Below are 15626 nucleotides of genomic sequence, written 5' to 3' on the forward strand. Positions count from 1 at the left end.
AGATGAGCTTGGTCGACTCTGAAGTTACGAATAACCTGCTCGAAGTGCGAAATTTAGAATCATCTTATGGCCCTGTTATGGCGTTAAGGGGCGTGAGTTTAGAGGTACCAGAAGGTAAAGTTGTCGCTATTTTGGGCGCTAATGGTGCGGGTAAAACTACGTTAATGAAGACCATCTCTGGTGTTATTAATCCTCGCAAAGGCGCAGTATGGTTCCACGGTGAGCGTATCGATGGCACTGAGCCTGATCGCCTTGTCAAAAAAGGCTTGTCGCATGTGCCAGAAGGCCGAGAGGTATTTCCATTCTTGAATGTCGCCGAAAACTTGGCGATGGGCGCTTATACTCGACGTGACAAGTCTGAGATACAGCGTGATGTTGAGATGATATATGAGTACTTTCCAATACTAAAAGATCGCCGCACTCAAGCAGCTGGTACGATGTCCGGTGGTCAGCAGCAGATGTTAGCTATCGGTCGCGGGCTGATGTCACGCCCCTCACTAATGCTACTTGATGAGCCTTCTCTTGGGCTGTCACCACTACTGGTACAAGAGATATTTGCCATCATTCGCAGGTTGAATAAAGAGCAAGGCGTGACGATCCTGCTGGTTGAGCAAAACGCAAGAGTTGCTCTCGCAGCAGCGGATTACGGTTATGTGTTAGAGACTGGGCGTATTGTCATGGCAGGCTCAGCAGACAAACTGATGCACTCTGATGATATTAAAGAGTTTTACCTTGGACAAACCAAAGACAACACAGCGGCAGCCACTCGGTGGAAACGCAAAAAGACTTGGCGATAATAATCATGACTAACCCTATGGATGTTCCGACTGATACTTCTACTTCTGATACGACTGTCACTAGGGTAGCCCCTGTAGTGCAGGCATCGCCTCATACAGAAGCACCCTCTTATAACAATGGTCGCGAGATACAAAATGCACCCTACGATCATGCGCCGCAAGTCTTAGAAGGGTGTGACACCTTGAGCAAGCTTTGGCGACAAGTTTGTTTGAGTCGAGGCGACAAAATCGCCCATCGTGAAAAGGCCTTTGGTATTTGGCAAAGTTATAGCTGGCTAGATTATTATCATCGCGGCTGCGATATTGGTATGGCGCTCATTGGGCTTGGTCTGACCAAAGGGGACACGGTCTCTATCTTGAGTGAAGATAATAAAGAGTGGCTCTATTGCGATATGGGTATCTGTGCCGTTGGCGGCATACCCAATGGCGTCTATACTACAGATAGTCCTGAGCAGCTCGCCTATATACTCAACGACAGTCATTCTAAATTCTTGATCGTTGAAAATGATGAGCAATTACACAAATTTCTTGAAATTCGTGAGCAGACGACTACTCTCAAAAAAGTAATTGTCTTTGAGCGTAAAGGTCTACGCAGTCTAGATGATGATCAGGTTATATTCTTAGATGAGCTGTATACGCTTGGTCAAGATGCCGACAACGCTTTAGAGCGTTTTAGCAACTATATTGACCAAAGCACAGCGAACGACATACGCACGCTTATTTATACTTCGGGCACTACTGGCGATCCAAAAGGTGCCATTTTAACGCATGCCAACACGCTTTTTGAGCTGAAGACTAGCATCGAGGTCATCGATATTCTACCCACTGATGAGCAGCTATGTTTTCTACCTTTGTGCCATGTGTTAGAGCGTTTAATTTCAGTGGACATCCCTATTCATAGAGGCTGTATTGTCAACTTTGCTGAGAGTACCGAGACAGTATTTGAGAATATGAAAGAAGTATCGCCCGATACCTTTACCGCCGTTCCTAGATTATGGGAAAAAATGTACGCCTCTATTAGCAACATGCGCAGCGATGCCAGTGCCCTTAATGGCTGGGCATTTGATCAGGCACTAAAAGCAGGTCATGACTACGCTGATGTGACAATGGCAGGCAAGAAGCCCACGACTGGCCAACGGCTTCGTTACGAGTTTTGGGACAAACTGGTATTACGCAAGATTCGTGACCTCATAGGGATGACTAATATTCGCCGTGCCACCACTGGTGCTGCGCCAATATCATTAGATATTATTCGCTGGTTTCATGCAATAGGAGTGCCTATCTATGAAGGCTACGGCATGACTGAAAGTACGGGCGTCATTTCAATAAATACTCACGAAGCACAAATGATCGGCAGCGTAGGTAAAGCACTGCCAAATACCGAAGTCCGTATCGCTGACAATGGTGAAATACTGGTAAAAGGCGGTCATGTGTTTGGAGGGTATTGGAACAAGCCTGAAAAAACAGCTGAGGACTTGCGCGATGGCTGGCTACATACAGGCGATGTTGGAGAAATAAAAGAAGGCTATATATTCATTACAGGCCGTATCAAAGATATTATTATTACAGCAGGCGGTAAGAACGTCACTCCAGCAGCCATAGAGAGTAAACTTAAGTTTTCGCCTTATATATCAGACGCGGTTGTCATTGGCGATAAGCGTAAATACCTGACTTGCCTTATCATGATAGATCAAGAAAACGTCGAAAAATATGCGCAAGACAATCAAGTGATGTTCTCTGATTTTCGCTCGTTGTGTCATGCGCCTGAAGTTATCGCTTTGATAGATGAGGTCGTACAGTCTGCGAATGAGACCTTAGCTCAAGTAGAAACCATAAAACGCTTTCGACTCATCGATGTGCTCCTCAGCCCCGAAGATGATGAGCTGACCGCGACTATGAAATTAAAAAGGAACCTGGTTGAGAAAAAGCATCATGCGCTAATTGACTCTATGTACTGATTTAGCACAGAGTAGTTCTATCAAATTTACCGTAACATCCAACTGATAGCGACCTAGTCGCAAGGAGAAAGGCAATGAAATGGACATTCAAGACTACGCTAATGGCACTAACGGTCGGTACGATGGGGTTAGTTGGGTGTAGCGATCCAGAAACCACAGCAGCGACTGGTGCTGACACTGAGACGGCAGCTTCTACTAGTGATATACCAGTACAAGGCGTTACTGATACTGAAATTGTCCTTGGTGGTGCGAATGATTTATCTGGTCCGTTTGCTGGATTTGGTAATCCTGCGGTAGCTGCAGCCAATATGTACTTTGATGAGGTGAATGCTGCAGGCGGCGTTAACGGCCGAATGATTCGCTACATCGTCGAAGACCATTCTTATCAAGTACCAAAGGCAGTACAGTCCGCTAATAAGCTGGTTAGCCGTGATAAAATATTTGCTATGTTAATGTCGTTAGGTACACCGCATAACTTAGCCAGCTTCCCTATTATGGATCGCGCTAATGTACCTAGTGTCATGCCGATCACTTTTGCGCGACCCATGCAAGAAGAAGGTCCTCTGAATCGTCGTTATACTATTGCTAGTACTTATTACGACTCAATGAAGTTAGGTATAGAATATCTAATTGCCCAACATGATATTAGCAATTTATGTGTCATGTATATCCCTTCAGACTATGGTGAAGAGACGAATGAAGCGGTTAAGGACATCAGCGATAGTAATCCTAATGTTACTTTAGTTCAGGCCAGCTCACATCGTCCTGATGAAACGGACTTTTCAGGTGCGATCGCCAAACTAAAAGACGCTGATTGCGATCTAATCGCGTTATCTTTAACCATACGAGGCGCTATCACTGCAGTGGGTACGGCAAACGCAATGGGCTGGGATGATGTGAAATTTATTGCCCCTGCAACCGGTTTTCATCCAGCAGTTGCTGCGGCACCAGGCGGCGCAAGTGAAGGTCTATATGCTGTTTCGTACTATAATGATTTAGCACTAAGAGCAGATGAACCTGAGACTAAAGCTTTCGTTGAGAAGTTCAAAAAAGCCACTGGCGAAGACGTATCAGCAGGCGCTATCATTGGTTATCTTGCCGCAAGAATTACCGTCGATGGACTCGAAGCTGCAGGCTCTGATTTAAATGCCGACACCTTTAATACCGGTCTAGAGACAGTCAGCTTCGTTGATGGAGTCACAGGATCTACTGTCGCTATTACTCCTGAGACCCATGTCGCAATTAACGACGTCTACTTGTCACAAGTACAAAATGGAGCATGGAAAACCGTCACACAGCTGAAGTAAGTACGTACTATCCATTTAGTGAAATTTTGATAGCAGCAAGCCAATTGCAGGCCATACACAAGTATGGCCTGCAAGCGTTATAACTTCTAAGTTTTGCGGTGGCCTGACTCTATACTCCAACTAATATGATTTTATATTTATTTATATATCAAAACTGTCTATACCCTATACTTAATAATAAGAATAAAAAAATTATTCATTATCTATAGAAAACCTCCCCAGTTTTTTAAGTATACACATGTACAGTGATATTGTTGCAATTGGCCGTTGATGTCTTGCAACAGCCCCCCTTATTTGTCAAACTACTGTTAGGTGTCATACATTATGGAAGATGACCCCGCATCATTTGTACAAGTAGCCATAATCAACGGTGATTTGTGCAGGTAATAATAATTCAAAAGGACTATGACTATGACCCAGAAATCATTTCCCATTGCCGCTGAATTTGTCGCCGCCGCCAATACTAGCGCTGAACAGTATGCCCAAACCTATGAGGACTCTGTTGACTCGCCCGAGGCGATTGATGCTTTTTGGGCTGAGCGTGCTGAACAGATTGACTGGATAAAAAAGCCCACCAAAATCAGCAACGTCAGCTATGATTTAGAGGACTTCCGTATCAAGTGGTTCGAAGATGGTGAGCTGAATATTTCGGTCAACTGTCTCGATCGTCACTTAAAAACCAACCCTTACAAGCCTGCCATTATCTGGGAAGGCGATCACCCGTCCTTACATAAAATCATCTCATTTAAAGAATTGCATGCTGAGGTTTGCCGCCTAGGCAATGCCATGCGTAAACTCGGTGTCAAAAAAGGCGATCGCGTGACCCTTTATATGCCGATGATACCCGAAGCGATGATAGCCATGCTGGCATGTACGCGTATCGGTGCGGTGCATTCAGTGGTGTTTGGCGGTTTTTCAGCTGAAAGTCTTGGTAACCGTATCATTGACAGTCAGTCTAAGCTGGTCATTACCGCTGATGAAGGTTTGCGTGGCAATAAGATCACACCATTAAAAGTAAATGTCGACCGCGCCTTAGATATCGATGGGACAGAAAGCGTTGAAAAAGTCATAGTGGTGCATCGTACTGGTAATTCCATTCCAATGAGTGGTCGCCGCGATGTTTGGTATCATACTTTGGTCAGTGGCGAAAAAAAGCAGTGTGAACCTGAGGTGATGAATGCCGAAGACCCACTGTTTTTATTGTACACATCCGGATCAACCGGTAAACCCAAAGGCGTGTTACATACCACGGGTGGTTATATTACTTATGCGCTATCAACGTTCCGTGATGTCTTCGACATCAAAGACGATGACATCTACTGGTGTACCGCTGATGTGGGCTGGGTAACAGGTCATACCTATGCCACCTATGCGCCCCTTGCCAATGGGACGACGACAGTCATGTTCGAGGGTGTGCCAGAATATCCGACATGGGCACGGGTCGGCCATATCATCGATAAGCATAATATTAGTATCTTATATACCGCCCCTACCGCCATTCGAGCAATGATGAAAGAAGGCGACGCTTTTGTTCGGGAGTCTGAACGCTCAAGTCTACGTTTGCTCGGTACGGTCGGCGAGCCTATCAATCCTGAAGCATGGGATTGGTACTACCATGTCGTTGGTGGCAGTCGCTGTCCAATTGTCGATACTTGGTGGCAGACAGAAACCGGTGGTATTTTGCTCGCGCCGATTCCGGGTACGGTGGCACTCAAGCCAGGTGCCGCAATGAACCCGTTATACGGCATCATACCAAATATCATGGATACCGATAGCACCGTGCTTGACGGTCCCGCTGAGGGTAATTTGGTCATCAGTAACAGCTGGCCTGGACAGATGCGCACTATCTATAACGATCATGAACGCTTTTTAGAGACTTACTTTAGCACTTATTTAGGTCATTACTTTACTGGTGATGGCGTGCAGCGCGATGAAGATGGTCACTACTGGATTACTGGCCGCGTTGATGATGTGCTCAACGTCTCAGGACATAGACTGGGCACAGCCGAAATTGAAAGCGCAATCGTCGCCCACCCTTCTACTGCGGAAGCGGCTGTGGTTGGCATGCCACACGACATTCGAGGTACAGGCGTTTGTGCCTTTGTTATTCTCAAATCTGGCGAGGCCGCCAGTGAACGTCTAAAAACCGAGCTAAATCGCCACGTGCGCACCGCGATTGGACCGATTGCCAACTTAGATGCCATCTATCTCGTAGATGTCCTTCCCAAAACGCGCTCTGGCAAAATCATGCGCCGTATCTTGCGTAGCCTAGCCGCTGGGCAATATGTGGGGCTTGGTGATTTATCCACCCTTGCTGATAGCTCGGTGATCAATAAGCTGGTTGAAGTGGTCAAAGCTGAACGTAAGGCGTGTCATTAATGTTTAATAAATAATGGCTGTTAAGAGCCTAGAATAAGTCATGCTATTCAAGATAGCATGGCTTTTTAATATGGCTATCCTCAAAATAGGATAAAGCTGATACGCTTCAAACGATTTGAACTTCCTTTTTACTTATTACCAAATATCCTATAAGGCCTATTGTCATTATGACTGACCATTCTCTAAATGATGCTAATAACACCAAAACCCACACCACTGATACTGACCACATCGCACCAAAAATAGCCATCATTGGTGGCGGGCTTACTGGGTTGTTGACCGCCACGTTATTAGAGCGGGCATTTGGTCAGCAAGCCGAGCAAGCTACCTTTCTTGAAAGCTTGCCACAGATAACTGTTTTTGAAAAATCACGTAGCGTTGGTCGTTTGGCAACCCGCTATCGTACGGATGAGAGAACCGCCAAAAACTGGCAATGGGCATTCGGGGCGCAGTTTTTTACCGCAAAATCGACTGAATTTTCACAGTTTATCAAACCGTGGTTAGCTACAGGTATGCTACAACCTTGGTGTGCCCAAGCGGTTGATTTAGTGCCAGCCAACGATAACCATCAGTCGTCTATAGTAACTAAGAAAGAGCAATGGGATACTATCCACGCCCGCTATATCAGCACCCCTAAAATGACCGGTTGGGGTCGAGCATTGGCTGACGATCTACAGTTGACAACATTACAGTTTAAAACTCGGGTTGCCCCTCTAGAACGGCAAAGCAATAACTCACAGAACGACTCTCCCGATAAAAAAACTGAATTGTTTGACGAGAACGGCAACAGCTTGGGCTGGTTCGACTGGGTTATTTGTACCGCGCCAAATGTTCAGGCGGTAGAATTAATGGCGGATAGTGGCTTTAATAAGCAAGCAAAAATTACTGAACCACAGATGCAAGCGTGCTATACGCTGATGCTAGGTTGGAATGACGTAGAACAGCTGCCTAAGACGCTAAATCGCAATGCAACACCAGTATGGGATGTGGCCTATATGACTGACTCTATACTCGATAGAATATTCATAGAGCATCATAAGCCTATGCATAACAATCTCCTACCTAGCGTCACTATTCATGCCCGTAACGACTGGTCGCAGGCACATGTCGATGATGATATCGAAACGATAAAAGCGCAATTAATGCAAGCTGCACAGCAAGCACTGGACTGGGACAAGGATACGGCACCTAGCCAAAGTGACTGTCACCGCTGGCGTTATGCTGCGACGGTTAACAATACTGAAACCAATAAAGGGCTTAATATCTTAGTTGATGGCAATCATCAATGGATCGTCAGTGGCGACTGGTGCGGACAAGGTAATATCGAAAGTTGTTATCACATGGCAGCAGAGACAGTAAAAGTTATAACCTCAGTATTAAGTTAAGCAACTAGTTACATTGAATGTCTTACGTCAGTTTAGGCTCAAACCATTGATATACCAGCATACCGATTATCATCGCTGGCATGAATACGTAAGCCTGCCACTGTCCTGTTCCGAGCAATACAATCCCCGGTCCTGGGCAAATACCGACCAAGCCCCAACCAATACCAAATAGCATCGCACCGATTAATAATTTTTTACTAATGGTGGTGCGGGTGGGCATCTCAATCAGCGTACCAATCCAGCTATTACGCTGACGTTTTGCCAGTTGCACACCAACGATTGCCACTGCTAAGCCACCGCCCATCACCAGCGCTAATGAGATATCCCACGCGCCAAACACGTCCAAGAAACCTTGTACTTTTACAGGATCAGTCATGCCTGATATCAGCAAGCCAAACCCGAATAATAACCCTGCTACTAGCCCAATTATATTTTTTAGCATTGTCGTCTCTTATATTGTCTTATAAAATTTTATCTTGTAAAACACTGTAGTGTTAGTCTACACAGCTACTAAATCAGCCCTAGCACCTGCCGTCCAACATAAACGGTAATAACACCAAACAACATAAAGGTCACCGTCGCCGCCATAGAGCGTGGCGACAGGCGCGCGTTACCGCAAATACCATGACCACTGGTACAGCCTGAACCTAGCCGTGTACCAAACCCTACCAACAACCCTGCCCCTATTAGTAACGGTAAAGAGCTGGTCACTTGCATCAGTGGGAGCGGTGATACCAGCTGATAAAACAGGGGCGATACAACCAACCCCAATACAAATAATATTTGCCACAGCTCCACTCGCTTAGGCTTCAGCAAGCTGGCACTAATGCCACTGATACCCGCGATACGTCCAATACCTAATAGCAAAATCACAGTCGCTGCACCCAGTATCAAACCGCCAACTAAAGAAATGGGTGTGAATGCTTGCCAGTCTACTTGTATGCTCATAACTGATTACCTAGCTTAATTTTATGAACTGTCAATTCAAAATTCTATTTATAAAAGTACATTATATTATAAAGTATAATAAAAAGGTAAAAAAATACTGAACGCTGGGCTCAGTATTTTTATTTGGTCTATTTAACAGTATTAATTATACAAACTATTTAGCCAATACTTTTTCAAGGACTGATTCAAAACGCTCTACCGCGCCATCAACGTTAGTCAATTTGTCAAAACCAAACAGACCTAAGCGGAAAGTTTTAAAGCTGTCAGGTTCGCCGCATTTAAGCGGAACACCAGCTGCGATTTGCATACCAAGCTCAGCGAACGCGCTGCCTTTATGCATATCATCACGACTGGTATAAGAAACCACCACACCTGGCGCTTTAAAGCCTTCAGCAGCAACGCTCTCAATACCTTTGTCTGCAAGTACCTTGCGAATACGCTTGCCCAGTTCCCACTGTGCGTCACATAGCTTATCAAAGCCGATTTCTTTGGCTTCATTAATAGTATCGCGGAACTGACGTAAGCTATCAGTAGGCATAGTCGCATGGTAAGCATGACCGCCATTCTCATAAGCACGCATGATGTTTAACCATTGTTTTAAATCTAGGCTAAAGCTATTTGATTCAGTGCTGTCTACTTTTCTCACAGCTGCTTCGCTAAGCATAACTAGACCGGCACAAGGGGTGCTGCTCCAGCCTTTTTGCGGGGCACTAATAAGTACGTCAATGCCAAGATCTTTCATATCAAGCCAGACACAACCTGAAGCGATACAGTCGATAACCAATAGACCACCGACGCTATGAGTCGCAGCAGCTAAGGCTTTGATATATTCTTTTGGTAAAATTATACCCGCTGAAGTTTCAACGTGCGGAGCAAAAACGATACCAGGTTTGTGTTCTTTGATTTTGGCAACAGCGGTTTCGATGTCAACAGGCGCAAATGGTTTTGGGGCATCGGTATCTTCAGTACGGTCAGCGGCCAATACGGTGGTTGTTTTACCGATATTGTTCTTTTCTAAAATTTGCGTCCAACGATAACTGAACCAACCATTACGGATGATTAGGCTGTCTTGGTCACGAGCAAGTTGAGCGGCAACCGCTTCCATGCCATAAGTACCAGCACCTGGAACAATGGCCACGGCATCAGCGTTATAAACTGACTTTAGATCCGCAGATAAATCATTCATCACTTGCTGAAAAGCTCTTGACATATGATTAAGGGCGCGGTCAGTATAAACCACTGAATATTCTAATAAGCCTTCTGGATCGATATCTTGACGTAATGCAGACATGGGACATTCCTTGTTTGTTGTTAGATTATTTAGATGTGACTAAAAGTTGAGCACAGATAAATCTTGAGTATCGCCATATTAAGTGATATAAAAATACTGAATACGGTAATAGGTACTGCGAGTTATACATACGATTAATTATAGGTACGATTAATTATAGATGCTACTGATTATAGGTACCATTAAGGGTCTTACTAGAGAGTACAACGTGGGCTTGACGATATAGCACTTTATCCTAGCGCTATTGCCGTTGGTAAGTAATGTCTTATGCAAGACTGCTTATGACATTAGGGCCATTATAGTTGCTGCACAGCGGCAGACAGATGATAATAGTCACTGGTAATTTTATTAAATTAAAATCCGTCTGCCAACGCCGATAGCGATGACCATAACTGTGCCATGACTCAACGCAATCATGACAGCTTGATACTAGCACTGATAATGGTGGTTGACAACGGTTTGTTGGCTCCACAATATATCTACCGTAAGTTTCCTTTTATCAGTAAAGCTATTAACGATTTATTAACCAGTTATTAGCAAAAAATAGTCTACTCTAGTTAATCTAATTTAGAAACGGCACAGTGCAACGTTACTACAAATGACTCTCTTTTATTTTGAATCGACTATATTAGCGATGACGATAAGCGTCGTGTAACCCTGAAACCACAAAGTCTAGCAGTTCACTATCGCCTTCGCGCGCCGCCTTACGCATGAGCTTCGATGGGGCATGAGTCAAAGTCTGAGTCAGGCGCCGTGATAGCTCAGTAATCACATCTTCAGCGCTGACCTCACCGTGCTCAAGCTTGACGAGTGATTCATTGAGTAGCTTATCTACTTGCTCATTAGTGCGCACCCGATACTGCTGAATGTCTTTGCCCACTTGCCGCACTTGAAAACGCCGCTCCATTTCAACGACCAATTGGCTAACGAGCAGCTCAGCATCAACAGCAGCTTGGCGGCGCTGTTCAAGATTGCCAGCGATGACATGCTGCAAGTCATCAACAGAGTAGAGATAGACATCATCTATCCGGCTGATGGTCGAGTCAATATCACGCGGTACGGCCAAATCTATCATCAACATCGGCTGATAACGACGGCGCTTCAGTGCTTGCGTGGTCATCGTTTTATCGATTAACAAATCCATACTACCACTACAGCTACTGACGATATCTGCATCCGCAAGCACTTGCGGTAGCTCTTGTAGCGATCTAACCTCCACGCTACGGTTAGGTTGGCGTAGTTCAGCAGCTAAAGCTTCGGCACGCTCAGGGCTACGGTTACAAATGATGACTCGCCCAACCCCAAGCCCTGCGATATGAGTAGCGACTAAGCGGTTCATCTCACCAGCAGCCACCACTAATAGGGTACGACTGGGCATATTATCAAAAATCTGGGTGACTAGCTTAGCAGCTGCAAAGCCAAGCGATACCGCATGCGCCCCCACATTGGTCTCATTACGCACACGTTTGGAGGCAGCAAACACTTGATCAATAATCCAGCCTAGCTGATTGCTTAGTGCTTGCTCGCTTTGTGCGAGATGGACGGCTTGCTTAATTTGGCCGAGTATTTGCGGCTCACCTAATATCATCGAGTCCAGACCCGCCGCGACTCGTAGCCAGTGGGTAAGCGCATGGGTGTCACGATGCACATATAGATATGGCTCAATCTCAGCCACAGAAAGCTGCTTAAAGTTAGCAAGCCAGGTTTTAATCTGAATAATATGAGCGCTCATGGCCTCTGAGGTAACTCCTAAGCTGGCGCTACTATTAGAGGGTGAAGTAGAAGATGTTGTAGGCGCGCGTGTTGAAGTGATATTGTTAGGAGCACTAGTGTGCGGCACCAACGCATATATCTCAGTACGGTTACAAGTCGAGACAATCACGCTACCGTCAGTAAAGCCTTTGAGCTGGTCAAGCGCAACGGTTACCTCGTCACCCACAAGCGCCAAGCGCTCACGTAAAGCGACTGGTGCAGTTTTGTGATTGACTCCAATGACCACTAATCTCATTATTGATAGACCATAAACATAACGCTCATTTACTTGCTAAACCGCCGCTCTATTTTTAAAAGCAGATTCTAAAAGCCAGTATCATCTAAAGACTAGTGTTATCTAAAAGCTAGGGTTAAAAGCGGATAAAATTTGTTGTGAACCACAGGCTAAAACATACTACAGTCAGACGAAAGTAGTTGCATAATCAGGCGGCGTTATTGATTTGACTAGGATAAAAACCAAGTTAAAAGATAGGTTAAACTCAGTGACGATAAGCACAAAACTGCTCATTATAGCATTGTACCATTGTTACCCGTTTTGTTTAATACTCGCCCTGCTACCCCACCACTATTTACTTGTATTTGGGTAACTTAACGTTAAATCAACGGTCTCAATAATTTTTAGATGTCATCTTGCCTACCTATTTTCAGGTCTTAACACACCGCCATAAACTCATTACTTATAAAAATTTCTTGAATATGACCAGTTTTATAAATACTTGAGTAACATGAGTACTATTGTTTATAGCACTCGTTCGCCTCTATAATACTCTCAGTAGGTGTCTACCATAAACTCATAAAATCAATACATTAAATTGGCTTTGTAGATAAAGCATAGTTGGTAAGTAAATAATGAATAAAGTGGCTTTATATAGAGCGACCTGAAATAAAGTAACATTATTAGTAATTAATGAGTGAATACTGCTAGTTATGATTTTTTTTGGGTTATCGTTTCAATCACAACTTGCGCATAACGACCAATCTAGCCTTCAAGCTTTATTGCGTGTCGTCATTGATCGATTGTGTCAGCGCCATAAGCTAACCTTACTGTTGGCCGCTTGCTTGTGCTTAGCCACCCCTGCCCAGGCAAACCTCCTTAATTCACCATCGAATGACATCATATCTAGTACTTCCGTAGTGAAGCGTTCAATAGCTACTATTGATAATGAACAAGATAGTAGTAACAATAGTAGTGATAGAACGCAGATCGTAGACAGGGTGGCTAACGTTAATAGTTTACCACCGGCAACCGTGTTGCAGCCAGAGCTTACCGAGCCCAGTCTATATAGTATTTTGGATGCCGAGTTTGCAGCTGATCGCGGTGATACCCGCCGCGCCTTAGCCATTTATAAACAGCAGTCCTTTAAAGAAGACGCCACAGCAGTTTTTGAGCGGGGGCTCAGCTTGTCTTTGCGTAGCGAGGATATTGGCTCCTCACTCCAGTTTGCCAAAACCTGGCAAGACCAAAACCCCGATCACGTACCCGCGTGGTTTTATGTGGCCCATTTAGCCTTAAGAGCGCACGACTATACGTTAGCTAGTGAGACCTTAAACCGTATTTTACGCTATGATCCTCGTGCAGATTTGAGCGAAATCCTTATCGGCATCTATCCCAATACCGACAATGACAAACGCGAACTGCTTGCCGCTTTGCAGCCCCTTGATAGCGAGCAAAATGCCTCATTGTCGGTGTTAAAAGCAGGATTGCTCTACCAGTTTAATGAACCGCAGTTGGCGCTTATTCATATTAATCGTGCTTTAGCACGCCAGCCTGATTATGTACCGTTTATTACCCTAAAATCTGACATTTTACGAAAAATAGAGCCAGACGCAATGGTGCTCAATTATGTCAACCAATCAAGGCTGCGTAATCCTGATAGCAAGAGTCTATACCTGTACGAGATTCGCTACCTGCTTGATTTGAAGCAAAGTCAAAAAGCGTGGCAGCTATTACTTGAGGCGCATAATCGTTTTAATGATGATGCTGAGATTACTTTATTAGCAGCGCTGGTCAGTCTGGATGTTGAAGAATATCAAAGCGCTGATCAACTGCTTAACATGCTAGCAAAAAATCTAGCTTACCTTGACCAAGCCTATTATTATCTTGGCATCAGTGCTGAGCGTCAGCAGCGCTTTGAGCAGGCCAAACACTACTTAAACGGCGTCATGCAAGAAGACTTAGTGCTGGCGGCGCGTAAAAAAGTTGTGGCCTTTGAGCTACTTAACAATAACGTCGATGCCGCAATCGCTACCCTACAAAAACTGCGCCAACAATTTGAAGTATTTGCCCCTGAAACTTATGTTTTAGAAGCTGATATCTTATGGCAGCAAGAGGAGACCGATGAGGCGCTACAATTATTAACTCGCGCCAGCCGTAAATATCCTGACGATGAAGCTTTACTTTTTGCCCGCGCCCAACTGCTTGACGATCGTAATGACTATGTAATCAAGCGTACCTTACTCAATCATTTACAAGCGTTAGCGCCCAGCAACTTATCCTATCAGCTCAGCTACGCGCAACTGCTGCTCTCGAATGATGGCAACTCTGAGCAGGGTTTAGCGCTGGCAACCGCTATCATTCAGATTCGCTACGACGACTCGCGTTACGACAATGACTTGCATCTGCAAGCGTTAAATGTGCTTGCTAGTAATGCTTTAGCCAATGACAATTACACACAAGTTATTAACTATTTGCAAACGCCTTATGATGTGTTTCCCAGCCTGCGCTCGGGTGTGTTGTTATTGCGTGCTTATCAAGGCTTAGGGAATAATGATAAGGTCGACTCCTTGCTAGCGGATCTTCAGCAGCGCTTCTCATTCGGGCAGCACAATATCAATGACCACACACAACTTTATTAATAACTAACTACGGTTTAAGAGGATCTCAGGTGTGATTGGCTAAAGACAAACCAGTCATCATGACTGCTCGCGGGCAACAGCGTTAATTATGCTGTAAAAAATTACTATAAAAATTGTGGGCTGTTTTTATTTTGGATTGACCCATTAAAATGAGCTAACTGTACAGGGTACTTATAATAAAAAAACAAAAGTTCATAACAGAGCAACAAACAAGGTTTAAGCTAACCGCTTAAAATTAAATCTTTTTAAGCTTGTAAATTTTGAGGAAACACCATGTCGTCTCTAAAAAAAACCCATCATAAACCTACTAAATTAGCTACCTTTGCTGCCCTAACAGCAGCGCTGGCAATCACCTCAGGCTGTCAGTCTTTACAAGGCGCGAATGCCACTACTAAACCCGCTCCTATCGTGCAACCACAAAAATTAGCTAATTTTAACATCACCGGTAAAATCGGCGTGACTATGCCTAGTAATGCAGCGAATACAGGTACTCAAGGTGGCAGTGCCTTTTATGCCTGGGGTCAGCAAAATGATCGCTTCGCTATTGAGCTGATTGGCGCGTTAGGAATTGGCAAGACCAATATTGAGTATGACGGTCAGACGGCCACTTTAGTGAGCGAAAAGACCGGCACCTTGACGGCAGACAATCCTGAAACCTTGCTACAAAAAGCTACTGGCTGGCAAGCGCCGATCTCGCAAATGCCTTATTGGATTTCTGGGCGTCCCGCACCTTCAGACAGTTCGCCGCAAACTGATGCTCAAGGTCGGCTTATCAGCTCAGTCAACGGTCCTTGGACAGCAAGCTTTACCTATAAAGGCAACGATAAGCTGCCGAATAAGATCAGCGCTTTACAGCAGCAAGGTCATAAAGTCGTTATGACTATTGACCACCAAAACAAATAATCTACAGTCAATTCGATTATCACTTATAA

The 15626-nt window shown here is 44.7% G+C and carries 11 protein-coding genes; 7 read left to right on the forward strand and 4 right to left on the reverse strand.

Going from position 1 to position 15626, the window contains the following annotated elements:
• Positions 1-2 precede the first annotated feature (2 nt).
• From JMX97_RS02245 to JMX97_RS02265, 5 genes are all read left to right on the forward strand, one after another.
• Positions 3-797, forward strand: a complete 795-nt coding sequence (locus JMX97_RS02245) for an ABC transporter ATP-binding protein (protein ID WP_201554942.1) — start codon at positions 3-5, stop codon at positions 795-797.
• Between the two features lie 5 nt (positions 798-802).
• Complete coding sequence (locus JMX97_RS02250; RefSeq protein ID WP_201554803.1) at positions 803-2755, forward strand: AMP-dependent synthetase/ligase; 1953 nt, start codon at positions 803-805, stop codon at positions 2753-2755.
• A gap of 74 nt (positions 2756-2829) precedes the next feature.
• Entirely contained in the window at positions 2830-4062 is a 1233-nt protein-coding gene (locus JMX97_RS02255) for an ABC transporter substrate-binding protein (protein WP_201554805.1), read from the forward strand.
• A gap of 411 nt (positions 4063-4473) precedes the next feature.
• A complete protein-coding gene (acs, locus tag JMX97_RS02260) occupies positions 4474-6441 on the forward strand; it encodes an acetate--CoA ligase (protein WP_201554807.1) in 1968 nt (655 codons plus the stop codon).
• A 167-nt stretch (positions 6442-6608) separates the two neighbouring features.
• Positions 6609-7826 (forward strand): NAD(P)/FAD-dependent oxidoreductase, encoded by a 1218-nt coding sequence (locus JMX97_RS02265; RefSeq protein WP_201554809.1) that lies wholly within the window; start codon positions 6609-6611, stop codon positions 7824-7826.
• Between the two features lie 22 nt (positions 7827-7848).
• On the opposite strand, the gene JMX97_RS02270 is transcribed toward JMX97_RS02265, so the two are convergent.
• From JMX97_RS02270 to hemA, 4 genes are all read right to left on the reverse strand, one after another.
• Positions 7849-8268: a DUF6691 family protein gene (locus JMX97_RS02270; RefSeq protein WP_201554811.1), complete on the reverse strand. Its 420-nt coding sequence runs from the start codon at positions 8266-8268 to the stop codon at positions 7849-7851.
• A 68-nt stretch (positions 8269-8336) separates the two neighbouring features.
• Complete coding sequence (locus JMX97_RS02275; RefSeq protein ID WP_201554813.1) at positions 8337-8774, reverse strand: YeeE/YedE family protein; 438 nt, start codon at positions 8772-8774, stop codon at positions 8337-8339.
• Between the two features lie 154 nt (positions 8775-8928).
• Positions 8929-10065: an aminotransferase class V-fold PLP-dependent enzyme gene (locus JMX97_RS02280; RefSeq protein ID WP_201554815.1), complete on the reverse strand. Its 1137-nt coding sequence runs from the start codon at positions 10063-10065 to the stop codon at positions 8929-8931.
• Between the two features lie 628 nt (positions 10066-10693).
• Positions 10694-12073 carry a glutamyl-tRNA reductase gene (hemA, locus tag JMX97_RS02285; RefSeq protein WP_201554817.1) on the reverse strand — a complete coding sequence of 460 codons (1380 nt, stop codon included), beginning with the start codon at positions 12071-12073 and terminating at the stop codon, positions 10694-10696.
• Between the two features lie 692 nt (positions 12074-12765).
• On the opposite strand from hemA, the gene JMX97_RS02290 reads away from it, so the two are divergent.
• Both JMX97_RS02290 and lolB read left to right on the forward strand, forming a co-directional pair.
• Complete coding sequence (locus JMX97_RS02290; RefSeq protein WP_201554819.1) at positions 12766-14694, forward strand: tetratricopeptide repeat protein; 1929 nt, start codon at positions 12766-12768, stop codon at positions 14692-14694.
• Positions 14695-14967: 273 nt separating this feature from the next.
• Positions 14968-15597, forward strand: coding sequence for a lipoprotein insertase outer membrane protein LolB (lolB, locus tag JMX97_RS02295; protein ID WP_201554821.1), 630 nt, complete (start codon positions 14968-14970; stop codon positions 15595-15597).
• The last annotated feature ends 29 nt before the right edge of the window (positions 15598-15626 follow it).

The organism is Psychrobacter sp. 72-O-c, from assembly GCF_904846605.1.
GTDB lineage: Bacteria > Pseudomonadota > Gammaproteobacteria > Pseudomonadales > Moraxellaceae > Psychrobacter.

What these genes read in the sequence shown, in the direction of transcription:
- JMX97_RS02250 (WP_201554803.1), top strand. Translation starts at nt 803, where the DNA reads ATGACTAACCCTATGGATGTTCCGACTGATACTTCTACTTCTGATACG.
- JMX97_RS02265 (WP_201554809.1), top strand. Translation starts at nt 6,609, where the DNA reads ATGACTGACCATTCTCTAAATGATGCTAATAACACCAAAACCCACACC.
- JMX97_RS02245 (WP_201554942.1), top strand. Translation starts at nt 3, where the DNA reads ATGAGCTTGGTCGACTCTGAAGTTACGAATAACCTGCTCGAAGTGCGA.
- JMX97_RS02275 (WP_201554813.1), bottom strand. Translation starts at nt 8,774, where the DNA reads ATGAGCATACAAGTAGACTGGCAAGCATTCACACCCATTTCTTTAGTT.
- JMX97_RS02270 (WP_201554811.1), bottom strand. Translation starts at nt 8,268, where the DNA reads ATGCTAAAAAATATAATTGGGCTAGTAGCAGGGTTATTATTCGGGTTT.
- JMX97_RS02255 (WP_201554805.1), top strand. Translation starts at nt 2,830, where the DNA reads ATGAAATGGACATTCAAGACTACGCTAATGGCACTAACGGTCGGTACG.
- hemA (WP_201554817.1), bottom strand. Translation starts at nt 12,073, where the DNA reads ATGAGATTAGTGGTCATTGGAGTCAATCACAAAACTGCACCAGTCGCT.
- acs (WP_201554807.1), top strand. Translation starts at nt 4,474, where the DNA reads ATGACCCAGAAATCATTTCCCATTGCCGCTGAATTTGTCGCCGCCGCC.
- JMX97_RS02290 (WP_201554819.1), top strand. Translation starts at nt 12,766, where the DNA reads ATGATTTTTTTTGGGTTATCGTTTCAATCACAACTTGCGCATAACGAC.
- lolB (WP_201554821.1), top strand. Translation starts at nt 14,968, where the DNA reads ATGTCGTCTCTAAAAAAAACCCATCATAAACCTACTAAATTAGCTACC.
- JMX97_RS02280 (WP_201554815.1), bottom strand. Translation starts at nt 10,065, where the DNA reads ATGTCTGCATTACGTCAAGATATCGATCCAGAAGGCTTATTAGAATAT.